Origin of the sequence: Micromonospora sp. NPDC049275 (assembly GCF_043197115.1) — a bacterium.
Taxonomy (GTDB): Bacteria; Actinomycetota; Actinomycetes; order Mycobacteriales; family Micromonosporaceae; genus Micromonospora.
On the sequence record NZ_JBICSN010000003.1, the window covers coordinates 320986 to 343800 of the forward strand.

Here is a 22815-nt window from a genome sequence, read left to right on the forward strand (position 1 = left end):
ACCGGCAGCTATCCATCTGCCCGCCGTGCTTGGAGAATCCATGGACGTCATTCCGCGCATCCGTTCTGCCCGATGGGTGGACAAAGGCCCGGTCGCCGCACTTATCGCCGATGCCGTTTACCCCACCGCACTCGCCCAGTGGCTGGTGCCCGACCCGGCCGCGCGCCGCCGCGTCCTGGCTGACGTCGCGGCGATCTGGGTAGAGCACGCCATGTTCCACGGCGACATCCAGATCACTGACGACCTGAGCGCTACCGCCGTCGCCTTTCACCGTTACCGGCCCATCGCGCCACCAGCGAACTACCGGAGCCGCATCGACACCGCCGCCGGCACCCACGCGCAGCGCTTCGACATTCTCGACCAACTGCTCACCAACCAGCGGCCCACCGATCCGCACCACCACCTGGCGATCCTCGCCGTGCGCCCTGACACCCAGCGGCGTGGCCTCGGCGCGGCGATGCTCACCCACCACGAAGCCCGCCTCGACCGCATCAACCTGCCCGCCTGGACCGAGACCCTTCCCGACACCCAGGACCTGTACCTCCGACACGGATACCTTCCCCGACCGGCGCTCACCCTCCCCGACGGGCCGACGGTGACCTTGATGCACCGCGCCCCACGCCCAGCTCACGAATCGGGGCAACTCAACGCCACCAACCCCACCGCCGTCGCCCCGACGCTCGCGAGGCCCGTCGCCCCCCAGTGAGCCGGATGCCTACGCGGAGGCGACAGCTCAGCCATCACGCCGCGTCTTCGCATCACCGTCGCGCGCTATCGCCTGCCAGTCTCGCTGAGCCGCGCTGGGGCGCACAAGCCGGTCGCCCGCCTATGAAAGGGAAGGGCCGCGGCGACCGACGTGGCCGACGGCGATCGGCCCCCACTGTCGCCGTCGGCCACACCAGCCCTTTCCCCAAGACCGAACATGAATAGGAGCTTGAACGGACATGCCGACGCGGACGCCGAGGCCCCGGGTACTTGAACCGGCGTGCGGGCCACACCACACGCCCGCGCGTAGGGCGATCGACCACGCCGTGGCGCGGCAGACGCTCGGCGACCTCACGGACGCCTACCAATGGGCCGTCTACGCCCGCACGCTCGCCCACCGCGCCACCCCACCTGCCGAACAACTCGATGCGGCGGCGCTGCTGGCACCCCTGGCCGCCGTGAACGGGCACGCCGACCAGGCCGTGGCCGCCTACCGCGACCTGGTCGACCTCGCCACCGCGCACCTCGGCGCCAGCCACGAGCGGACCCTGTACGCCCGCGCAGGCCTGGCCCGGGCACGCCACCGCGTCGGCTGTTGTGACCAGGCGATCCGGGACCTCGCCGACGTCTACACCACCGCCGCGCACCGGCACGGCCCCGACGCACCAGTCAGCCTGACCACGCTCACCGAACTCGCGTTCCTCTACCGCGACTGCGGATGGCCCGACGTTGCCCACCGCTGCCTCGCCGCCGCCACGACCATCGCCAACAGGTACCTGCCCAGCGGCGATCCTCTCCGCGCCCGCATCACCGACACCGCGGGGACGCCCACCAGCTCGAACCATCGCGCCGTCTGCACCCAGGCGAGGTGGCCATGACAAGCATCGACGCCGACCGCCCGAGGTGCCTCCGGCCGGTCAGTGCGACAACGGGACCGCTGGCCGACACCCGGACGCCGGCTTCCCGGTTCGCAGGCGCCCTGCGACCTCGCACGCTGCTTGGCCACACCGCTATCAAGATCGCGGTTCTGCTGTTGGCCGGTAGTCCGCTGCCGGGCTGTGCCATCCGATCTGCCGGATCAGCCCGTCCCGACGCAGGGCCGTGCACGACACCACGCAACGCGTCCACCGCCCAGCTGCAACAGGTGGTCGATAGCACGCGGATCGCTGGGCCGACCCGGCTGTGGTACCCCCACCCGCCCGCGACACGACTACATCAGCTGATCGGCCAGGTCTCCGCCAGCAGCTGCGATCTCACGGCGGGCACGTACGACGTGATCCACCTTCGCCTCTGGCGCAGCGACCCAATCATGGTGCGGGACATCATCCGCTGGCGCGCCGATGACCGGTCGGGCGCGCAGCTTCTCACCAGTTACCCCCGCGGGTATGTCGAGGTGACCAAGGACTGGTGGTTACCCGGCGAAATCCTCTTCGTCGAACCGGGTAGTGCGTTCACCGACAGCGGGGCAGTGCGCGACGGGATAAACCGCCGCTATGGCGACATCGCCGAGCCCCAGGCGGTGCTGCGGGGAATTGCCTCGCTCGCCAACTGGTACAGCCCACGGCGCGTCGAACGCGCCACCACGATCGCCGTTCTGCGCGACACCCAGCCGATTACCTACTACTCGCGGGTGATCGACCGTGCCGGTCGCAGCGGCATCGGCATCACCGCCACCGGCAACAACGACCGCGATCTCCTGATCCTGCACCCCAGCACCGGCGAGGTCCTCGCCTACGAATATGCCCGCCGTACGCCCACCGGCTGGCACGTCGAGAACTACTTCCTCTATCTCACCCACACCCACTCGTCTCATCGGTGGTGGGAACCCCCCGGCGCATCGAATGACGAACCGCCGCCACCACCTCTGCATCCGCGCGTCGAACCGAACTGGGACTCGTCGACCCGCCCAGCCGCATGACATCCCACGAACCACCGTCGGGCATACCCACGAGCAGGAAGAAGAGTGCGCCATGCCGTCGAGGACCCCGCCGCTTGCCTCGTGGACGCCGGCGTTTGTTGCCGATGCGGTGGCCGCGACGTTGAAGCGTGCCGTCGAGCACGGCCTGCCACCGGCGATCAAAGATGTGGCTCGAGAGCGCGGGCTGTCACCGGCCACCATCGACGAATGGGTGGCGCGGGCACGAGCGGTGCCGGCCGCCCCGGTACCGCCAGGGCTGCTGGCCTGCCACAGCTGTGACCATCCGATGATCCTGGTGCAGCTCCCCGGATGCCCACCGGTCTACCTGTGCATGCCGGCCTGCGGCCGGGCACCCGTCTCAGCCCAGGCCTTGCGCGACGCGATCGCTGAGGCGGTGCTGCACCGCGCCCCGCACCTAGTGCCCCCCGGCAAAGTCGATTCTGCTGCCGCGTACGCCCCTGGTGGCCTGCACCGTGTCGCGGTCGGCGCCGATCCCGGCGATCTGCGCATCACGTGGCGGGCCAACCCGCGCCAGCTCGTCGGACCTCGGATGTCCATGGCGCAGCGCCTCACTTACGCTCGTGCCCGCGCTGATCACGGAGATCACGCACGCGCCATCCAGGTCCTGCACACCGGGCTGCTGCTCACCGATCCCACCGACGACATCTGCGCCCTGGACGTCGCCTCCGCGAACGCCGCCGCGTTACTCGCGGAACTCACCCTCGACCACGGTGAGGCCTGCACCGCGCCGCCCTGGGCGGAGTGGGCGTACCGCTCCCTGCGTCGCCTACTTGGTGTCACCTCACCGGAGGCGCATGCCGCCCTCCGGGTCCTCGCCACCGCACACCGCCGGACCGGCAACCTCACCGAAGCCGCGAACTGCTACAGCGACCTCATCCGCCACCACAGCAAGGCCGAAGGCCCCCAGGCGCTGCCCACCCTCGCCGCCCAAGCGACCCTCGCCCTCGTCCTCTACCAGGACGGGCACTGCTTACACGCTCGTCAACTCCTCACCCGGACCGTCACGGTCCACCGCGCCGCGCACCCGGGCCACCGCGACGGCCTGCGCCTGCGTCAAGAACTCGCTCGCATGCGTGCCGGCTGCGTTGACCAAGGCCACGGGCACTCTGCCGGAATCGATGAGTCGGGGCGGTAGAGGTGACGCATCCGGGTGGAGGTGCGGCGGCGGACAACCGGTGCCGTATCTACAGGGCGCTGCTCGCCGATCCGACCCGTGCGTGGACGGTGCGGGAGTTGGCCGCAGCGGTGGACACCGCCCTGGACGGCACGGTTCGCGACACCTTCAACGTGCTGCTGGCCGACGGAATCCTGCGGCAGGTGCCGTACCGGCGTTCCCTGACGGCCGTGCTCACCGATCACGGCTACCAATCCCTGACCCGACTGGTGCGCCGTGCCCCCTAACGCCGCCCAAGTGCAGCGCCGCCGGAGCGGACGGTGCTCAGACAGCGCACCGCCCGGCCGGGCACGCCGCCGTGCCACAGAGACCACCCCGCCTGCGAAGCCACCCCTCGATCGTCAGGAGTGTCAATTGAGCATCGCCTCACCAGCCAGCATCCGCCCGCAGCATCGGTCGCCTCCTGGCCATGTCGCCACGCCCGGCTGCCCATCCGACTCGCGCACAGCGCCTCCCGAGGAGACCTCGTACGCCATGTCCTTGACCTTCGATCCGCAGTGGCTATCTCGATACCCGGCACAAGACTCGATCGGTGACGCGGTGTCCTCCTGCGTGTTCTGCGGCATTGCGAGCGGCGACGTGGAAGCGCACGTCATAGCCGAGACAGCGGACACCCTGTGTTTCCTGGACCATCTCCCGGCGACCTACGGGCACGTCCTCGTTGTTCCCAAGCAGCACTTCCAGGACCTGCTCGACATCCCGGAAGAGCCATTCCAGCACGTCATGGCGACCGCGAAGCAGGTGGCGAACGCGCTGCGGGACTCGTGCGGCGCGTCCGGCATCAATCTGGTCCACGCCACCGGTCGGGCCGCTCATCAGACCGTCTTTCACTTCCACGTCCACGTCGTGCCGCGCTACGACGGCGATTCGATCATCGTCTTCCCTCGGCTGGCCGATCCGGCCCACAAGCACGAGGTCGCACAACGACTGCGCACCGCCCTCAACGCCCCACAGCCGTCCAAGACCAAGGCAGAAGGCAGCCAACCATGATGACCTCACCGATCGACGCCGTCGCCCAGTTCACCGAGCAGGGCTTCGTGCTCCTCAAGCAGGCCGTCCCGGACAGCGTCGTCAGCACGCTGGACGCGGCCGTCCGCAGGCTTACCGATGACCGCGGCCCCGACCTGACGCACAGCTCGTTCAACACGAACCCGGCCCTGACCCACGTACGTGACGCCGCGAACCTCCTCGCCGAGTACCAGCTGCTCTTCGAGAGCGGTGCCCTGATGTCCATACCCCATCGGATCCTCAACGGGTCGCTCCAGGTCCTGGGCACTGAGGTGCTGCGGCGGGGGATCTACCAGGAGGCCCACGAGCCGTGGCACCGCGACTCCGGGCCCTACCTGGAGCGTCCGTACGACGAACTCAACGGACCGCTGCACCTCAAGGCCCAGGTGTTCTTCACCGACACACGACCCAAGGACAGCGGCAACCTCGTACTCATCCCCGGTTCACACCGGTGGCCGGCCAACCACATGGACGACGCCTACTGGAAGGCGGCGAACGACGCCCTCGCCCGGGGCTCGCTTCCCGACGGTGCCCTGAGCATCCACGCGGAACCAGGCGACGCGGTCGTCTTCGGCAACACCATGTGGCATGCCGTGCTGCCCAACCGGACCCAGGAGCGCCGCAGCGCGATCATCCGCTTCGGGCAAGCGTGGCTGCGCCCGTACGACCACACCGCCGACCCCGCCACTGCGGCCGGCCATCTCTCCTCCCAGAGCCGTCGGCTGCTCGGCTACCACGCCAACACGGTCAACCCGGTGGACCTGTACAAGGACACGACGAGCGGCGAGAGCTGGGGCGCGTGATGACGGACTTGCCGCAGGTCGTCACCGTGCTCGGGGCGACCCGGAACTTCTTCAAGGTCGGTCACTACACGCTGCGCCGACTCGCCGCCGACGCGCAGCAGATGACGCTACGCCTGGCCATCCCCGAAGCCCGGACCGCTGGGCGGGCCGTGAGCGACATCGAGGTTCAGCTCCGGGACTGGGAGCCGACCCAGCCCGCCTCGCTGGTCGAAGCGCTGGCCGGCACGGAGACCATGCTGATGGTGCCTCCAATCGACCGGCGACTCGACATCGGCGGCATGTATCTGCAGGCGGCGCAGAGGGCCGGTGTGCAGAGGATCGTCTGCCTGGGCATCCAGTTCGCCCCGGAGCAGTGCGCGATGGCCGACGAAGCAGCAGCGCTGGAAGTACTCCTGGAGCAATCCGGGATCGCGTTCGACGTCGTCCAGCTGCCCATGTTCCTGGAGAACATTCTCTACCAGTGCCAGTCGATCGCCGAGACGCGGTCGTTCACCTTCCCCGTCGACGCGGACACCCCGTTCTCCTACATCAGCTGCGACGACGCCGCCGATCTGTTCTGCCGCAAGATCCTGTCTCCCGACTCGGTGGATCTGAGCGGCTCCCTGATGAGCCACCACTCGCAGGCGACCTGTGCCCAGTGGGCCTCGGCCCTGAGCGAGGCATGCGGGCGGCCGATCAGGTTCGTGCGGCAGACAGACGAGCATTTCGTGACGAGCCTGGCCAAGTACGGGATGCGCCGCCCTGCCGCAGCGCAGGTCCTCGGCCTGTGGGGCCGCATCGGCACCGAGGGGGACGCCCCGGCCACCCGGACGGCCGCGCAGCTCCTGGGGCGATCATCCACCGATCTTGAGACCTGGACGACGGCCCATGCCTGCTGCTTCGGCCCCGGGTTCACCTCATGCCCCCACCCGCACCCGCCCACTCAGCACATGTTCGGCCCCGCCTGAGAGGCGGAGTGCCAGGGCGCAGCGCGCGCCCCCCGCCGGGCCCGCGCTGCGCCTGACCGTCAACTGCGGGCCCGCGCTTCGGGGGCACGACGGCGTGGCCGAGTAGAGCCATTCGGCGCCAGGCGCGACGGGCGCTTTCCGCCCCGAGCACAGACCGAGACAGCTGAGGACTCCTTCAATGACTCTCACCAACTGGGGCGGCAACGTCGCCATCGCCGCCGAGGGCGGTTGGACGCGCATCACATCCCTGGAACAGCTGGAGTCGATGCTGACGCGCGAGGAAGGAACAGTGCGCGTCCTCGGATCCAGGTTCACCTACCCCGCTCAGCTGCGGTGCCCAGACGGAACTCGCGGCATCCTCCTCGACCTGCCCGGTCGGGGAGCCGGCGAGCTGCGTGGCGAGAACCTGTACGTCACGGGAGACACGCTCCTCGAAGACGTGTGGCGGGCTTTCGGCCGCCGCGGTTTGGAGCCGGCCGCATGCCCGCCCGTGATCACAAGCCAGACGGTCGCCGGCGCGCTCGCCACCGGCACCCACGCACAGGGGCTGTCCGGGGGCACTTTCTCCGACTGCGTAGCCGCTGTCGAGCTCATGGACGGGAGCGGCACCCTGCACCGGCTCACCCCCGCTGACGCCGAGTTTGACGCGGCCGTGCTCAACCTCGGGTGCCTCGGCGTGGTCGTCGGCCTGGAACTTCGTGGCCGACCGGCACAGGAGTTGCACTGCGCCCGTTTCACCGTGGCCGAGGACAGCCTGCCCGAGCGCTACGCCGCCTGGAACCGCGAATCCGTGGCCGCCAAGAGTTGGTGGTTCACCGAGCACCAGGTCACGCACACCTGGATCGTCCACGACGACAACTGGACACCCACAGGATGCGAGACCCAAACCGGGGCTGAGCTGGACCGCATCGTGACCCGCACCCGCCGTCAACTGATGGCCGACATCGGCGACGGCCAGGGCCGGACACCAGCGGCCCAGACGCTGGAGAAGTTCCTCAGCGCGACGGGCTCCACGGGGACACTCCACGGGATCTTCAAGAACGGCATCCCGGCCCCGCAGCTGAACATGGAGATCGCCGTTGCCCTGGACGTCGTCCCTGCGGCGTACGCCGGTCTCAAGGAACTCCTGCGCGACTCTCCCTACAAGCTGCACTACCCCGTCATCCTGCGCACCACCGGCCCAGCCCACGGCCACCTGAGTCCCACACAGGCAGCCCCAGCCACCTACTTCGGCTTCGTGTCCTACATGAGCGCCGCCGAGTCGATCACCGCAGCGCGCCCATTGTTCGACGACATCCAGCGCCTGCTCTACGGCCTGGGTGGTAGGCCGCACTGGGGCAAGTACTTCACTCCCGAGCTGCTACCCGCCTCCAACACCGACGGCTTCCACCGGTTCCGGCAGGCTCTCCACACGTTCGACCCGCACCGGCGCTTCGAGAACGACACGTTCTATCGCACGCTCGGGCTCTCCCCGGCACGACCCGGAACTGACAGGCCGCCCCCGCTCAGCCGCCCCCGCCTATCGGAGCAGCGGACAGAACCCCGCCCGTCGGCGCCGACGCGACACCGCGGATGAATCCCACCAGCGCTACCGACACGCTGTCAGGGGCAGTCAGCAGAATGGGCAGCATGACCACACCTTCCGCAGCGGCGCCCGCTGCCGACCTCGCTGACGAGGCCGCCTACCTTGAAGCCGTCGCGCAGGCGCGGAAGGCCGCCGATGCCTACTACGGCTCCGGCGAATCAGACCTGGACGACGAGACCTACGACCGGCTGCTGCGCGGTATCACCGCGTGGGAGGACGCGCACCCCGAGCAGATCGCGGTCGACTCCCCGTCCCAGCAGGTCGCGGCAGGCGTGACAACTGGCGACGTCGCGCACCCCGTTCCGATGCTCAGCCTGGGCAACGTCTTCTCCGACGAGGACCTGACGGCGTGGGCCGTCTCGCTGGAGCGGCGGCTGGACGGCGCCGCGGTGGCAGGCTGGGCGGTGGAACCCAAGCTCGACGGTGTGGCCCTGGCAGCCCGCTACCGCGAGGGCCGGCTGGTTCAACTCGTTACCCGCGGCGACGGGACGACAGGGGAGGACGTGTCCCACGCGATCGGGGACATCACCGGCCTGCCCATGACCCTGACCGAACCGGTCACGATCGAGGTACGGGGCGAAGTCCTCATGACCGAGGAGCAGTTCGCTGCTGCGAACGAGCTGCGGATCACGCACGGCGTCACGGCATTCGCCAACCGCCGCAACGCCTCCTCGGGCTCGCTGCGCGCCAAGGACCGGGCCTACCGAATCGGTCAGACCTTCCTGGCCTACGCCGCACTGACCCACCCCGAGCACACCGACGATCCCGCCCTCGCCGCGCTCACCCACACTGAACTCATCGCCCGCCTCGCCGATCTCGGGCTGGGGACGATGGCCGACACCCCGCTCGCCACCCGGGCCTACGCGACCCTTGACCAGGTGGTGAACCGGGTGCACGAGATCGGCGCCCTGCGCGCGGGACTCGACATCGAACTCGACGGTGCCGTGATCAAGGCCGACAGCCCCGCGGACCAGATCCGGGCCGGGATGGGCTCTCGCACCCCGCACTGGGCCACCGCCTTCAAGTTCCCGGCCGCCCAGAAGATCACCGTGCTGCGCGCCGTGCAGTGGAGCGTGGGCCGCACCGGTGTGATCGCCCCACGGGCCGTCCTCGACCCCGTGGACGTCGCCGGCACCACCATCACCTACGCCACGCTGCACAACCCGGCCGACATCACCCGCCGGGGCCTGATGCTCGGAGACCACGTCATCGTCTACCGAGCCGGCGAAGTCATTCCCCGTGTCGAAGGCGCGGTCGCCGGTCTCCGTACCGGCACCGAGCAGCCCATCGACTTCCCCGACCTCTGCCCGCGCTGCGGCTCCGGCATCGACCGCAGCCAGGAGCGCTGGCGCTGCGCGCGGGGACGGTCCTGCGGCCAGAAAGAGGCGATCCGGTACGCCGTGGCCCGCGACGCGCTCGACATCGACGGCCTCGGCGAGAAAATCATCGTGCAACTCGTCGACAAGGGGCTGATCGAGGACTTCGCCGACCTGTTCACCCTCACCCGCGATCAGCTACTCACCCTGGACCGCATGGGGGCCAAGAGTGCCGACAACCTCCTGGCCGCGATCGAGACGGCCAAGACCAAGCCCCTGAATCGCGTCTTCTGCGCCCTCGGCGTCCTGGGCACCGGCCGTTCCATGTCGCTGCGCATCGCCGCGCACTTCGGCTCCATGCGGGCCATTCAAGACGCCGACGCCGTGGCTCTCGAGCAGGTCAACGGCATCGGCAACGAGAAGGCCCCAGTGATCGTCGAGGAACTGGCCGACCTCGCCCCGGTCATCGACAAGCTCGTCGCCGCAGGTGTGAATCTGGACCAGCCCGGCTTCGCTCCCGCTGCTCCCACAGATGCTCAGGGCGATGCGGAGGCGTCCGCCCAAGAGGCGAAGAGCGAACTGCCCTTGGCGGGGCTGACCGTGGTGGTAACCGGTGCGATGACCGGCCCTCTCTCGGACCTATCCCGAACCGAGATGACCGAACTGATCGCCAAGGCAGGGGGACGCGCATCCTCAAGTGTCTCTGCCCGCACACACCTCGTCGTCGCTGGAGAGAAGGCCGGCAGCAAGCTCGACAAGGCCCGGACGCTGGGCATCGAGACCATCACACCCGAGGAACTCGCCCAGCGCCTCGCTGGCATCTGACGTCGGCCGTCGCAACCGAGGACTCCGGGTACGGCGTCCACGCCGCTTACCAGGCGGGAACGCGGGCGCCCCGCGTACCTCGACGTCTGCCTTGCTCGGCTTACCAGGACATCTGAACGTCCGGCTGACTCTGGACTTGGTCAAGAGGTGGCTCAGGCGCGGTGTGCTGTAGGCCGACGCGCTGCTCAGGCGAGGTGGCAGCCGGCACGGCTTCGGGCGTGCCCGCGGAGATGCGGTAGCCCTCGCCGATGAGTTGAGCGTTGAGATGCGTCGCGTACGTGGGCGTGGTGAGGATGCTGTCGGGATCGCCTTCGCGGGGGCCGAGCCAGTCTCTGCCCAAGTCGTCGGCGATTCGGGCGGCGATGTGTGCCCGTTGTTCGTCGGGTAGGGCGAGGTAGATGTCGCGTGCGATTCTCGCGGTGGCGGGGTCCGCGGGGGTGGTGTGCGGGTGCCGGGCGGCGAGGACGGCGTCGGCGGCGTGGAGGTAGGCCTGGTGCCCGGCGTGGTGCTGGGGAACGTAAGGGCCGATGGGTTGGTCGGGGTCATCGCCGGTGATCTGGTACTGGTCGCGGTAGGCCGCGACAGTCGCCACGTGGGTCCTCCACGCCGTGTGCACGTCCGGCTGGGTGACGTCGCCCTTAAGCCCGGCGAGCCAGGCGGGTTGCTCGGTGAGGGCGCGGTCGGTGACCTCGTTGACCCGCTTCTGGATGAGCCGGGTGGCGTCTTCGAGGTAGGCCGTCAAGGCGGTATCGGCGGTACGCGGAGTGGCGTCAAGCCAGGGAACCGGCCCGGCCTCGGGGGCGGGGCGGGTGAGGCTGTGGAGTTGGTGGCGGACGCTGTCCAGGTCGCTGCCGGGACGGGAAACGGTGAGGAGTTGTTCAGCGGGGTGGCCCTGTGTTTCGGCGGCCTTGAGGGTCCAGGCGAGGGTGCGCCAGCCGTCGGTGGTGCCGGCTTCGACGGGTGGCGGGGTGGAGTCGAGGTGCTGGTTGAGGCGCCAGGCGAGGACTTCGGAGAGGGACCGAGCGTCGTGCAGGGGCCGAGCGAGTGCCGCGGTAGCGACGGCGGTGAGGGCGTCGTGTCCGGCGTGTTCGGCGCGGCGGATCGCGGCGGTGAGGGCTGGCCAGGCGGGCTCGCCAGCAGCCCGGTCGGCCTTTCGGTCGCCGAGAACGGTGGCGATCAGCTGTCGATGGTCGCCGTCGTGCGAGGTGGGTTCGCTTGCGAGAAGCCGCGGTGAGCGGGTCGCGTCGATGGGGTCGAGGGGCTCGGCGGTACGCAGGATCGGTCCCAGGAGAGCGGCGTACCGCGCGGTGTCGTCGACGCTGGGTTGGGTGAGGGCCGGGCTCGGGCGGCGGCCGTCCAGGTGATCTGTGATGCGCCAGGTGAGAAGTTGAGCGGGGGATTCGGCGCCGACGAGGGTGCCGCGGCGGGCGGTGTTGGCGAGGACTTGGGGCAGGTCCCAGCCGTTGCTCTCGGCGGTGCGCAACGCGCGGACGACGCTGGGCCAGGCGGCGTCACGGTGCACCGCGCCAGCGTCTGGGCCAAGGGCGTCGGAGACGAGGGCGTGCAGGCGCTGGCTGTCGGCGAGTTCGGTCGCGTAGCGCAGTCGGGGGACCAGGGTGGCGAGGCAGCGGGCCTGGTCGGCGGCGTGGGCGATGGCTTCGGTGGCGGAGGTTTGCGCGCCTTCGGTGGCGAGGACGGTTTCGAGGACTTCCCGGGCGGCGCGGGCGTGTGGGTCGTAGCCGGCGCGGTCGAGGCGGGCGTCTTCGTCGAGGGGCAGGATGCGGTGGGTGACGGCGTAGAGCGTGGTGTGTTGGCGGGCGCGGGTGGCGGCGACGTAGAGCTGTTCGCGGGCCATGTCGTCGGTGATGAGGGCGTGGGTGGTGTCGACGGTGGCGCCTTGGGCGCGGTGGACCGTGGTGGCGTAGAGCAGTTCGACGTGCGCGCCGACGTAGGCGGCGGGGAGGGTGAGAGTGCCGCCGTGCTGCTGGTGTTTGACGGTGAGGGCCCCGTCGGGGCGGCGGTGGGTGACGGTCCAGGCGTCACCGTTGCGGACCCAGTCCTTGCCCCGGTTGCTGGTCATGGTGCGGCTGTTGAGGCGGGTGACGATCCAGTCTCCGCGGCCGGCGCGGTTGCCGTCGTGCAGGTTGACGCCGTCAGGTTCGACCTGACCAGCGGTGACGCGGTCGGCGCGGGCGCGGGCGGACAGGGCGGTGACGCCGGCGCTGGTGGACGACGACATGAGGGTGGTCAAGCCTGCGGTCATGTCGGTGTGCCAGGCGGTGTAGGCCTGTTCGACCATGGCCTCGTAGGAGCCGCCACGTATCCGGCCGCTGCTCTCGTAGTGGTCGAGGGCGGTGGTGTCGCCGTCGCGCAGGCGGCGGGTGGCGTCGGCTTCGGCAGCGGTGGTGAAGCGGTGCAGGGCGGTGAGTTCGACGGCGCCGGCCTCCGTTGCGAGCAGGCGCAGTGCGCCGCCGGACTCGACGGCGGCGAGTTGCCGGTGGTCTCCGAGCAGGCGCACGAGGGCGCCGTGGCGGGTGGCGATGTCGCGTAGGGCGTCGAGGTTGTGGGTGCCGGCGAGGCCGGCTTCGTCGACGAGGATGACATCGCCGGGCCGTACCCGGAAGAAGTCTTTCCCAGCGGGGAGATTGCTGTCGGCGTGCCGGTGGGTGGTGTGTTCGTGGACGAACTTGTGCAGGTTTTCGGCGGGGACGCCTAGGTCGGCGCTGAGGACGGCGGACGCGGCGGCGGAGGTGGCCAGGGGGATGAGTCGCTGGCCGTGGGCGGCGACGACGTGTTGGTACGCGCGCATGGTGGTGGTCTTTCCGGCTCCAGCGGGGCCGAGCCCAACGGCGATCAGCCGCGCGTCGGTGGCGAACGCGACGACCATGGCCCGCTGCCCGGCATCGAGCGTGGTGCCGGTGGTGGCCTCGTAGCCATCAAGCATCGCCTGCACCGCGGGGGCCGCGTAGCCCAGGACGGTGGGGGTGCGGGCGGCGTCGAGGAGGCGATTTTCCGCGTCGAGGATCGCCTGGCTGGTGTAGCGGGCGGCGCCGTGCTGCACGAACACCGACGTTCCGTCCTCGCGGCGCAGCCCGGCGGGCTCGACCAGGTCCGGCTCGAATGTCACGGGTACGCAGAGCGCGGTGACGGCCTGGCGGACGACCTGCTGCAGTACCTCCGAGCGATCGTGGGGATCGGTGAAGCGCAGCCCGCGAGGGGCGACGGTGGTGGGCGGTTCGCGCAGCAGCCGGTCGGCTTCGGCACGTAGGTTCCACACGGTCCACGTCGACCGGGATCCCTCCGCCTGCCGCACCGCCAGAGCGGCTAGGGCCCCGATCTGCTCTGTGGATAACGTTGTGGAAACTGTCTCGTGTCTGTGGGTGGGGCCGGTGGCGGTGACGACCTGGGCAAGGGATCGCGCGGCCGATTGGCCGTGTTCGGCGTGCAGTCGGGCCGTCCATTCCTCGCGCAGCGCGGCGAGGGAACGGGGAGCGGGTTTGGGACCGCGGGTGTCGAGGTTGGCCTGGCCCGCGAGGCGGAACGCGGCCTGGTTGTCCGGGTCGCGGCCGTGGGCGCGACGGAAGTCGACGACCAACTGCTCGTAGCGGGCCTCGATCTGCGACCGCCGCGATGAGAACGTACCGATCACGTCGCGCGGAACACCGGCTACCTCACGGACCGGATGCCGCTTGCCCACGGTGTCAGGGCGGACCGCGAACTGCACCCCGAGGTGTTGGATGGCGAGGGTCTCGACGGTGGAGTTGTAGTGCTCGGACGCGGCGACCGCGACGCGGTGCAACGGGCCGCCGTCAAGGCTTCGCCACTTGCCATCCGCTCCCTGGATCTTGTTGCTGATCGCGACGTGGGTGTGCAGGTTCGGGTCGCCGTCGCGGGAGTCGTAGTGGTCGAACATGGCGTAGACCAGGCCGCGGGTGTCCAGCTGCGCCTGTCCGGTATCGCCGCTGCGGGTGAACGCTGCATGCTTCTCCAACAGCTGTAGCGCGGAGTCGCGAGCCTGCTCGTGGATCGCCTTCACCGTGTCGCGGACCCACTCGCGCTCGTCGAGGGCCCACAGCAGGACGAGGCTCTTCACGGGGGTGAAGACGAGGTCGTAGCCGGCGACGGCACCCCGGGCACGACGCGCCTCCTCGGCGCGTACCTTGCCTGTCTCGGCCTGTGTCGGCTTCCGCCCCGTCTCGGCGCGCACCACGTCGAGCCGTTGCTCGACACGGGTGTCGAAGTCCTGCAGGGTCGCGTAGACGGGGAAACGGCGCCCGAGGGTGGCCTGACGGATCGCCTCCTGCGTGAGCCGCTCGACCTCCTCGTCGTCCATGCCGGGCCGAACCCGGGTAGCGAGATGTCGGGCGATGATGGCATCGGCATCGGGGTGCATCCCCTGGCCAAACAGGTGCCGCATCTGCTCCTCGGACACCTGCCCGGCCAGACCGAGCGGGGCCAGACCTCGGCCGCCCCACCGGCCCGGAGGGTTACCGGGGGTGGTGTAGTAGTCGGTCGCGTCCTGCCCGGGAAGCCGGTCGCGGTCGCCGCCGACGACGTGTCGGGTGAGGTAGGTGTAGCCGTCGCCGACCGACAGCTTGTGCAACGTCATCACTGGGCGACCACCCCTTCCCCTGCGTCGAATTCGCCCCCATCCGCCTTCGTTGGCGCGATTGTTTGCGCCGTTTGTTTGAGCGGGAGAGGGGACGGTACCCGCCGCAGGCGATCCATGGCAAGAGCATCTGCAAGAGGTGTGTCGGCGTTCTCTTTGGAAGCTGTGGATCCACGTTTGAGCTGGTAGGGGCGGTGCTATGTCTGGGTTGAGGCCGCTTTTCTTTTCGGTTGCTTGTGGTTGGATTGACGTGGCTTGAAATTGCGACTTGGTCTTGTTGGAAATGGTTTTACGTAGCTAGGGTTTCGGTATGGCTAAGCGAATTTCTGGTGCGGGAGTGAATCGGATGGCGGCGCGGAAGGCGTCGGAGGTTCGGGCTGCGCGGGTGGCGCGGCTCGCGGCGTACGAGGCGAACGTGACGGAGGCGGTGCGGGTCTACTTCGACCGGGTGACACGTGCGGGTCAGGTGCGGGAGGAGGCGGACCTTCGGGCTCAGCGGATCCTCGCTGCGGGACAGAGCAGGGCAGGAGGGCTGGACCGGGAAGCCGATGCGGCCGTCGCCCGGCTTCGGAAACTTGGTGAGCCGGTCACGGAGATCGCGGCCATGATCGAGCTTCCTGTCGCTGGGGTACGCGCCGCCCTCGCCCGCGCCAGCGACCAACCGACTCCCGTGGGCGACCAGCCGGCCCTCGTCGATGAGCATATGGAGATGCGCACGCAGGAGGAGCCGGCATTGTCGAAGGCATGAGTTCGGGCGCGGTCTCCACCACGGCGCTGCGGGCGCGGTCGGCAGGGGCGGGCGATGTCGCCACCGTGATGGAGCGGCGGAGCCGGACTCGACAGTCCGGCTCCGCCGCGCGTGGCGTGTCAGCGGTCGCCGTAGCGCAGGACGGTCCGGTACTCGGCGGCGTCGGCGGCGCTGTACGGGTCGTAGGCGTCCTTCTGCCCGACCAGCACGAGCCGGCGGCGGACGGACGCCGTGGTGGGGGAGCGGTGCTGCGGGGCAGTGGGAGTGGCGGTGGTGCTCATGGGTGAGTCCTCCTGACGGTTCGGGTTGGTGCGCTGCTGCCTGGGTGGGGCCGGGGTGCCGCGCTGACAGGCCGGTGAGGGACCCGCCGCGGCCGGCGGCGGGCAAGCGGGAAGGCCGCGAGATCTTGGGGGCGCAGCGGTCCGGGGAGCGCAGCGAGCCGGCCAAGATGTTGGGGTCGGCGCTTGCCGAACGCGGCCGGGTCGGTCACCACTGGGGACTGGCCAGCGCGCACCACGGACACCGGCGAGACCCAAGCGGGTCAGGGCGGAGTGGCGATGCGCGGCGTCTCCTACGGGCGGGTGCGTCGTCCGGCGAGACGTAGGCGCAGGTGCCTGACCGGTGCGGTGGGGTAGGCGCGGAGGTAGGTCACCAGCGTGTAGGCGAGGTTGGCGGTGCGCTTTTCGACATCGTCGAGACCGGGCTGCCCCTGCATTCGGGCGTTGAGGGCGCCGAGGAGTTGGTACCAGCCGTAGTAGAGCTCCTTGATGGCGATGACGTTGTCTGCCGTCAGGTGGGTGCAGGTTCGGGTGGCGGTGAGCCACTGTTGGTTCACCGCTTGGGCGTGCTCGTCGAAGAGGTTGCCGGTGAGCATGTCGAGTTGGCGGCGTACGTCGTCGGCGTCCTGCGGGAGGCTGATCGCGGGCACGGGCAGGCAGGCTCCTGGCTGGGGGTGGGCGGCGTGGACGACTTGGGTGATCGCTGCGCAGCCGCGGACCAGGTCCCGGTATGCGTCGGCAAGGTGGTGGTCGGCTGGGGGAGTCGTCACAGGTTCTCCGGGGCGTCGGGCGGGGGTCTCGGTGTTCGAACTGGCGGATGGACTGGGCCACGGGCGGGCCGTGGTCAGCGGCCCGCCCGGTGTGGTGGTCAGCGGTGCAGGAGCTGTGCGTCGGTGGTGACCTCGGGGTAGAGGTGCGCGGCGTACTGCTCGCCGTCGGGGGTGGTGACGATGTCGCCGCGGCGGGCCTTGACCGCAGTGCCAGCGTGGGCGTCGGTGAACCGCATGGAGACCGACAGGTTGCGGGCCTGGACTTTGAGGCTGGGCATGTCGGAGTCGTTGAGGTAGGGCAGGAGTTGGCCGGCTTCGACGAGGACCTGGTCGCCGCGGGTGAGGTTGCGGGCCCGGGCGGCGAGGTCGCCCCAACACATGACCTCGAAGAACATGGCGCGGGTGTCGACCCATTTGCCGCTGTGGTCGCGGTAACGGTCGCGGTGCACGATCGGGAACTGGACGTACTCGCGGCCGTCGCGGGTGTGGCCGGTCTGCGGTGAGGCGGTGAGCCGGCCCTCGACGATGCAGGTGAACAGGGACATGACGACGCTCCAGACAGTCAGGTCGGGTGGGGGGTGATGGGCGGGGCCGGCCGGCGCGGCCGGCCCCGCCTGCGGTGAGGGCTAGAAGGCGGGCTCAAGCTCGCGGTCGTCGGCGCTCCAGGGGTCCTCGACCTGCTCGGCCTTGGCGGTGCGGGCGGACTGGGCGCCGGCGAACCGCATCGAGACCGCGACGTTGCCGGCGGTGACCTGCAACTGCCCGGCCGGCTTGTCGCTGTTGGGTGACTGGTAGGCCCAGACGGAGAGGTCGTCGCGGGCCTCGACGATGACCGTGTCGCCCTTGCGCAGGTGCTCGGCGCACCGTTCGGCGAGGCTCTCCCAGCAGGTGACGGTGACCCACATCGTCGGCCCGTTGGTCCACTCACCGCCGTTGCTGCGGCGGCGGGTGTTGTGGCCGACCCGCAGCTTGCAGACGGCCTTGCCTGAGGGGGTGAGGCGCAGCTCGGGCTCGTCGGCGAGGTTGCCTTCGAAGGTGAGGTTGAACAGCATGACCGTGCTCCCTGTCGCTTGGTGTGCGGCGGGCGGGCCGGTCGGGTGACCGGGGCGCCGGGGTGCCGCGCTGACGGGGCCGGTCAGAGCCCGCCCTGGGGCCGGGGCTGCAAGCAACCAGCCAAAAGATCTTGGCGTCGAGCGGAGCGAGACAAGGGGCCAAGATGTTTTGGAAGGGGGCTTAGCGGCCCCGGCCCGGGTGGGCTGACCTTCGGGTCCCTCAGCAGCAGACACCCGGCCGCCACCCGGGACACCAGCACCGCCAGTGCGCGTCATCCGCGACCAGTCGGGCCCGGACGTCGTACCGACCTCGCCGGCTGCCGAGCTCGGGCGCTGGCGGCACGCTTGGACGGAGCCAAACGATGTGCGGGGCGTTCTGCGTCCGCCAGCGCCGTCCGAACGTGTCGTGGCCAGATCGCTTGTTCCGGGGCGAGATGCTGACCGCGAGCAGACCGCCCGCGTCTGGCTGCTGTCCACAGGGCGCCGAGTCAGACGCCCAATGACATACGGCGGCGGGGTGGTTGAACTCAACAACTGGTAGGCGCTGGGTGCTGGACTGGTCGTGTTGGTTCGGTCACGATTTGGTGATGAGTGAGGTGCGTCCTCGGTGGGCGAAGCTACCCCCGGCTGAGCGAGACCGCCGTCTGGCGCAGAGCGCCGCAGATCGCACGCGACACGAACATGGCGCAACGCCGTCGACGGCCGTACCGCGCATGGATGTGCCTGAGCAGGAGCGGCGTAGCCGGCAGGGTCAGAGCGACGCCGCCCGTGCCCAGGTGACGCGCTGGGCGGGACTGCCGGAGGAGGAGCGCCGTCGTCGACAGTCGCAGAGCGACGCTGCTCGGGCTGCGGCCCGGCGTACCGAGGCGCGGCCTGCCCGAAGCTCGGCGACCGAGTTGAGCGACGACGAGACCGTCCGGGCGATGGAAGACACGATCGACAACGGCGGCTACGACTTCATGTCGAAGGACGACTGGTGACAGCAAGACGAAGGCGGCGGCCTGGGTGAGGGCTCGTACCCCCACGGCGCGGTTGTCGTCCCCGGGTTACTGCCCGGGGGCGGCGTAGTCCGGCTCGCCAGCCGGAGGCGATCGTCGTACGAGCCTCAGCAGCCGACAGGCCGACGGTGCGCGCGGCTTCCGCGAGCCGGGGCCACACCACCTGTGCGTCTAGCCCGTCGTGCGCGGCGAGTTGTCCGAGACGGAATGCCGCGAGGTGCAGGGCCGTGTTTCGGCCGCCAGCGGTGATCCGCTGTCCGCCGCGGATGACCGGCCGGGGTGCGGCGAGGATTCTGCCGATCTCGCCGTTGAGGGCGGCGAGCCCGTACCGGTCGGGGTCGTCGATCCGCCCCGGGATAGCCGTAGCCGGTTCGGGCACTGGGGCCGGCGGTGGTGACAGCAGTCGCCGTAGGGCTGGTGGGCAGTCTGGCAGGACGCGGTCGAACTGTTGGGTGAAGGTGTACCGGCGACCGGTGGGGTGCAGCGACGGCGGTGCGACGACGAGTCCACCGCGTCCACGCCAGTCCACCCCGGGTATGACGCCGACGCGGTTGGCGTGCCCGGTCGCGGCGAACCAGAGATGCCACCCGGATCCGGTTCGTACGACAGGCCCCTTCGAGGGGGCGTTGTCGAGGATGGCCGTGACGGTTCGGAGTCCGTCTGCGGTGTCCATGTCGCAGACGTCGAGCAGGCTGCCGGTGGCGAGGCCGATGTTCGCGTCGGGCCACCTCGTCCACCATTGCCGTACGAGAGCGGGGTCGGTGGAGGCATCTCGCAGCCCGTGCCGCAGCCTGGGGTGTTTGCCGGGTGACGGGCAGGCGAGTGCCCGCCGGCAGCTACAGCCACCAGCACGCTGGGGAGTGTGCAGGGGCATCACGGGGATACCGGCGGTGGCGTAACGAAGGGCCACGTTGAGGACGGGCTCGGATCGCAGGTCCTGCGGTGGGGGCGGTTGGGTGGCCGGTGCGGCGGTCGGTCCGTGGGCTTGGGTCGGGGTGGTCATCGGAGCGTCCTCTGGTGGTCATGGGCGCGGTTCGGGCCCGACGGATCTGTCGAGGCCGGGCATGGCGCCAGGACGGCGGGATGGTGGACGGGGTGCTGGTTGACCGTGAGGTCGAGGCTGACGTACTCGCCGTTTTCCGTTGCGATCGCGACGCTGAGCGGCGCAGCGGTGCCGGGGACCGGGGTGACGGCGATGGTGACGGGACCGGCGGTGATCGTGGCGGTCGGGACGCCGTATCGGTCCTCGCTGACCGCGGCGTTGACGTCCCAGGTTTCGGCCAGCAGCGGCCGGCCGCTGCTGTCGATGAGGCTGCTCACCAGTTCCAACGCGTCTGCGCCGGATGGCTCGGCTTCACGGTTGAGGAATGCGGTGAGCGCGTCGACGATCGCTGTGTCCGGGTGTTGCTGTCCGTTCGTCGTGTGGTGCGAACGCAGATCCCCGTCGTCGGCGACTGTCGGGGTGCGATCGCGCTGCATCAGGCCGGTGTTGGTCAGGGCAGCTTGCGGCGTCACGAGGTACTCCAGAGGCAGTGGTACGGGCGGGATGGATCAAGGTCGGGGCATGGTTGCTTCGGCCCGGAGGGCTGGCTGTGCGGAGGCGCGACGGGGAACGCGTCACTCGGCGCGCGCGGCGTCGAAGTCGCAGGCTCCGAGGAAGGCCAGGTCACGGGCGGGTATGTGCCTGCCGGCGGCGAGCGCCACGATGCGGCTTATCCGGTCCTGTGGGTCGACGGTGAGTGACCGCCGGGCCGCGGCGAGAGCGAGGGTCTCGTCGCCGAGTCGCCACGCGCACCAGGCGGCGAGACCTGCCGGGGCGGTGACGTACTCGTCGGGGATGCGGCGGGTCAGATCCAGCCACAGATCCCGCTCCCACATCGCCCCCGACGTGGCCCGCCGTACCGCGTCTTGGTTGTGCGGATCGGTCAGCAGGATCGCCAGGCGGGCGGCCTGCTCGACGGTGAGGCGGTGGCCGCTCCGGGCCCGGTCGAGCAGCGCTCGCAGCGTCGCCGGCCCGACGGAGGCGGGCTGGAGGGCGGCAATGGCTGCGGCGACGGCGGCCTGTTGTGCCGGGTCGGGATCGGTGAGCGCGAGCAGGGCGTCGCGACTCGGTAGCGCGACGAGGCCCTCGACGGTCGACTGGGCAGCAGTCGCGGTCGCCTTCGCGTCGAAGCTGACACCCTCGGTGGCGTCGCAGGGACAGTCGATGCAGAAGTAACGGTCGGTGATCACCAGGAGTGTCTGGCTGACGGTGAGGTGCGCGGCCAGGGCCTCACCTGCCGCCGTGACCGTCGGTGCGACGTCCCGGTTGCCGTAGCCGACGAGGACGAGGGTCTGCGCCGCCGTCCGATCGGCGACGTCGCGGAAGGCCTCGACGACCTGCGCCATCGGGGCGGCAAGGTCGACCCGGGCCGCGACGGCGACTCTCCGGTCGGCCTTCATGAAGAGTGCGACGAGACTCTGCTCGGGGTGGTAGCCCAGCAGGTAGGGCACCAGGCCCAGCAGCTCCGCCTGCGACCGGACTGTGAAGGTGGGGACGTGAGACACGACTAACTCCTTGATCGAGTACGGGTAGAAAGCAAGACCGGCTGTGGTCGCCCGGAGGACGGCAGGGGATGCCGCTCTACTGCGGTTTCGGGTGTCGGCGTTCGCTGGCGAGGATTCGGACAGTGGTGCTCGCGGCGATAGGCGCGTCGGTGGGGCCGCGGAGGTAGGCGAAGACGTAGACGTCCTTTCGCAGCGCACGGCCGGGGCCGTGTGGTTGGGAGCGCCAATAGCCGCTGATCCACCGCCGCTGCGCCTGCGGCTCCCGCGCCTCACCCCGCCTGATCTCCCGCGGGCCGGTGGCCTGCCGGCCGCGGATGCGGACCAGCCGGACCTCCGGTGCGGGCCGCCGGGTCCGTGCGTACGCCTTACGGATCGACCGATCCGCCGCGACGGAGACGGTTTCGCCGGTGCGCTGCGCGATGAGCAGCCACGTCGCGGCCAGCACCGCGAGAGCACCGTCAACACAAGTGATCGCCTCGCCGTGGACGAGGAGGCGGTGGCTGACGGGGATGAGCCAGCCGACCTGCTCCCGCAGCGCCTGCATCGCCAACCCATCGGCGACGCCGGCGGAGCCACCGACACCGCGGTAGGAGACGATCCGAATCCCTTCATCAGTGCTGGCCCACGATGCGGCGCAGACACCCCCGGCGACCGGATTGGCCCATAGGAGCAGCCCATGGGGTGCGGGGAGGTCTTCGACGTCGAGGACGGTCGCCGGGAGGTCCGTGGCGGCGGTACAGGCGAGGTCGGTGAACTCGTCGTCAACGGCGAAGAGCCGCCCACCATGCAAGCTCGCCGCGATGTCCTGCCGCTGGCGGACCTCCAGCAAATCCACGCGGTCTGGTCCGGTAAGCAGCGCGGTCAGCCGGTCACGGACCTTCGGCAGCGCCGTGGCCGTGACTGGGGTGTGGGGCCAGTGGACGTCGGTGAGCAGGGTCCGCTCTGGCCTCAGGGTCCCCACGACACCGGCATGAATCGCGCGCACGGCTTCGGCCGCGATCGTCGGATCCGCCCACCCCATCCGGGTGACCGCCCGCTGGGTCAGGGCTTCGCTCTTGCTGGCCTGGGCGAGCAGAGTGCAGGTGATACACGCCGACCAGGTGGTGCCGAAGTCGTGGACGCTGCTGTCGTCCTCGCCGAGAGCGAGGGCCTGTACGGGGCCGCTGTCGAGTCGGAAGACGGGATATCGGTCGCTGCAGAAATCGCAGGACCGCGCTACCCCGGCCACCTCTGCGCTCGGCACAGGGTCCGGATCGTGGTCGTAGGAGGTGCGGGCGGCGGGGTGTAGGTGCCGGAGCCGGCCGGTCGCGTCGAGGTAGGTGTTCAGGATCCGGCGGCAGACGCGGCACGCCATCTCCCGCCGTAGATCGGCCGGCGGGCAGACGGCGGCATCCGGCGGGTGCCTGGTGGGTGGATCGTCAGAGGGAGGGGCGGAGTGGGACATCGGGGTGAGGGATCCTCCGGTCGGAGTGGGACCGGCTCGTCGTCAATGACCGCCTACTTATGGACGT

21 protein-coding genes are annotated in these 22815 nt (G+C 70.0%); 12 read left to right on the forward strand and 9 right to left on the reverse strand.

Translation table 11 applies throughout. From position 1 onward, the window contains the following. Positions 1-40 precede the first annotated feature (40 nt). The 10 genes from ACGFIE_RS11995 (at position 41) to ligA (ending at position 10302) form a co-directional block, all read left to right on the forward strand. Positions 41-706, forward strand: coding sequence for a GNAT family N-acetyltransferase (locus ACGFIE_RS11995; protein WP_393293743.1), 666 nt, complete (start codon positions 41-43; stop codon positions 704-706). Positions 707-1031: 325 nt separating this feature from the next. Further along, positions 1032-1583 carry a hypothetical protein gene (locus ACGFIE_RS12000; protein ID WP_357129795.1) on the forward strand — a complete coding sequence of 184 codons (552 nt, stop codon included), beginning with the start codon at positions 1032-1034 and terminating at the stop codon, positions 1581-1583. Beyond that, positions 1580-2623: a hypothetical protein gene (locus ACGFIE_RS12005; RefSeq protein ID WP_393293746.1), complete on the forward strand. Its 1044-nt coding sequence runs from the start codon at positions 1580-1582 to the stop codon at positions 2621-2623. Before ACGFIE_RS12000 ends, ACGFIE_RS12005 begins: the two co-directional genes overlap by 4 nt. A 52-nt stretch (positions 2624-2675) precedes the next feature. Continuing rightward, on the forward strand, positions 2676-3779 hold the full coding sequence (locus ACGFIE_RS12010) for a hypothetical protein (RefSeq protein ID WP_357129801.1): 1104 nt from the start codon (positions 2676-2678) through the stop codon (positions 3777-3779). Positions 3780-3781: 2 nt separating this feature from the next. Beyond that, complete coding sequence (locus tag ACGFIE_RS12015) at positions 3782-4045, forward strand: hypothetical protein (RefSeq protein WP_357129804.1); 264 nt, start codon at positions 3782-3784, stop codon at positions 4043-4045. Between the two features lie 247 nt (positions 4046-4292). Next, positions 4293-4808 carry an HIT family protein gene (locus ACGFIE_RS12020; protein WP_393293750.1) on the forward strand — a complete coding sequence of 172 codons (516 nt, stop codon included), beginning with the start codon at positions 4293-4295 and terminating at the stop codon, positions 4806-4808. Then, entirely contained in the window at positions 4805-5629 is an 825-nt protein-coding gene (locus ACGFIE_RS12025) for a phytanoyl-CoA dioxygenase family protein (protein ID WP_393293753.1), read from the forward strand. Before ACGFIE_RS12020 ends, ACGFIE_RS12025 begins: the two co-directional genes overlap by 4 nt. Further along, positions 5626-6576, forward strand: a complete 951-nt coding sequence (locus tag ACGFIE_RS12030; RefSeq protein WP_393293755.1) for an NmrA family NAD(P)-binding protein — start codon at positions 5626-5628, stop codon at positions 6574-6576. The genes ACGFIE_RS12025 and ACGFIE_RS12030 overlap by 4 nt, the downstream gene beginning before the upstream one ends. 178 nt (positions 6577-6754) lie before the next feature. Beyond that, entirely contained in the window at positions 6755-8152 is a 1398-nt protein-coding gene (locus tag ACGFIE_RS12035) for a D-arabinono-1,4-lactone oxidase (RefSeq protein ID WP_393293758.1), read from the forward strand. Further along, positions 8149-10302, forward strand: coding sequence for an NAD-dependent DNA ligase LigA (gene ligA, locus ACGFIE_RS12040; RefSeq protein ID WP_393293761.1), 2154 nt, complete (start codon positions 8149-8151; stop codon positions 10300-10302). The genes ACGFIE_RS12035 and ligA overlap by 4 nt, the downstream gene beginning before the upstream one ends. A 100-nt stretch (positions 10303-10402) precedes the next feature. Here the strand turns inward: ligA and mobF are convergent, their stop codons facing one another. Further along, on the reverse strand, positions 10403-14911 hold the full coding sequence (mobF, locus tag ACGFIE_RS12045) for a MobF family relaxase (protein ID WP_393293763.1): 4509 nt from the start codon (positions 14909-14911) through the stop codon (positions 10403-10405). A 346-nt stretch (positions 14912-15257) separates the two neighbouring features. Here mobF and ACGFIE_RS12050 point away from each other — a divergent pair, with 346 nt between their 5' ends. Beyond that, positions 15258-15659 (forward strand): hypothetical protein, encoded by a 402-nt coding sequence (locus ACGFIE_RS12050; protein ID WP_393293765.1) that lies wholly within the window; start codon positions 15258-15260, stop codon positions 15657-15659. 119 nt (positions 15660-15778) lie between these two features. Here ACGFIE_RS12050 and ACGFIE_RS12055 read toward each other — a convergent pair whose 3' ends face one another. The 4 genes from ACGFIE_RS12055 to ACGFIE_RS12070 form a co-directional block, all read right to left on the reverse strand. Then, positions 15779-15940 (reverse strand): hypothetical protein, encoded by a 162-nt coding sequence (locus tag ACGFIE_RS12055; RefSeq protein WP_158630759.1) that lies wholly within the window; start codon positions 15938-15940, stop codon positions 15779-15781. Between the two features lie 290 nt (positions 15941-16230). Beyond that, positions 16231-16707 (reverse strand): hypothetical protein, encoded by a 477-nt coding sequence (locus tag ACGFIE_RS12060; protein WP_393293767.1) that lies wholly within the window; start codon positions 16705-16707, stop codon positions 16231-16233. Between the two features lie 98 nt (positions 16708-16805). Beyond that, entirely contained in the window at positions 16806-17252 is a 447-nt protein-coding gene (locus tag ACGFIE_RS12065; protein WP_393293769.1) for a single-stranded DNA-binding protein, read from the reverse strand. 81 nt (positions 17253-17333) lie between these two features. Continuing rightward, on the reverse strand, positions 17334-17759 hold the full coding sequence (locus ACGFIE_RS12070; protein WP_393293771.1) for a single-stranded DNA-binding protein: 426 nt from the start codon (positions 17757-17759) through the stop codon (positions 17334-17336). A gap of 713 nt (positions 17760-18472) precedes the next feature. Here ACGFIE_RS12070 and ACGFIE_RS12075 point away from each other — a divergent pair. After that, complete coding sequence (locus ACGFIE_RS12075; protein ID WP_124770653.1) at positions 18473-18739, forward strand: hypothetical protein; 267 nt, start codon at positions 18473-18475, stop codon at positions 18737-18739. Here ACGFIE_RS12075 and ACGFIE_RS12080 read toward each other — a convergent pair. The 4 genes from ACGFIE_RS12080 to ACGFIE_RS12095 all read right to left on the reverse strand — a co-directional run bounded on the left by ACGFIE_RS12080 (position 18717) and on the right by ACGFIE_RS12095 (position 22748). After that, positions 18717-19760, reverse strand: a complete 1044-nt coding sequence (locus ACGFIE_RS12080; protein ID WP_393293774.1) for a bifunctional DNA primase/polymerase — start codon at positions 19758-19760, stop codon at positions 18717-18719. The two genes, ACGFIE_RS12075 and ACGFIE_RS12080, sit on opposite strands and share 23 nt — an antisense overlap. Further along, positions 19757-20272: a hypothetical protein gene (locus ACGFIE_RS12085; RefSeq protein WP_393293776.1), complete on the reverse strand. Its 516-nt coding sequence runs from the start codon at positions 20270-20272 to the stop codon at positions 19757-19759. The genes ACGFIE_RS12080 and ACGFIE_RS12085 overlap by 4 nt, the downstream gene beginning before the upstream one ends. 102 nt (positions 20273-20374) lie before the next feature. After that, on the reverse strand, positions 20375-21304 hold the full coding sequence (locus ACGFIE_RS12090; RefSeq protein WP_393293778.1) for a DUF4192 domain-containing protein: 930 nt from the start codon (positions 21302-21304) through the stop codon (positions 20375-20377). Positions 21305-21380: 76 nt separating this feature from the next. Further along, a complete protein-coding gene (locus ACGFIE_RS12095) occupies positions 21381-22748 on the reverse strand; it encodes a hypothetical protein (protein ID WP_393293780.1) in 1368 nt (455 codons plus the stop codon). Between the last annotated feature and the right edge of the window lie 67 nt (positions 22749-22815).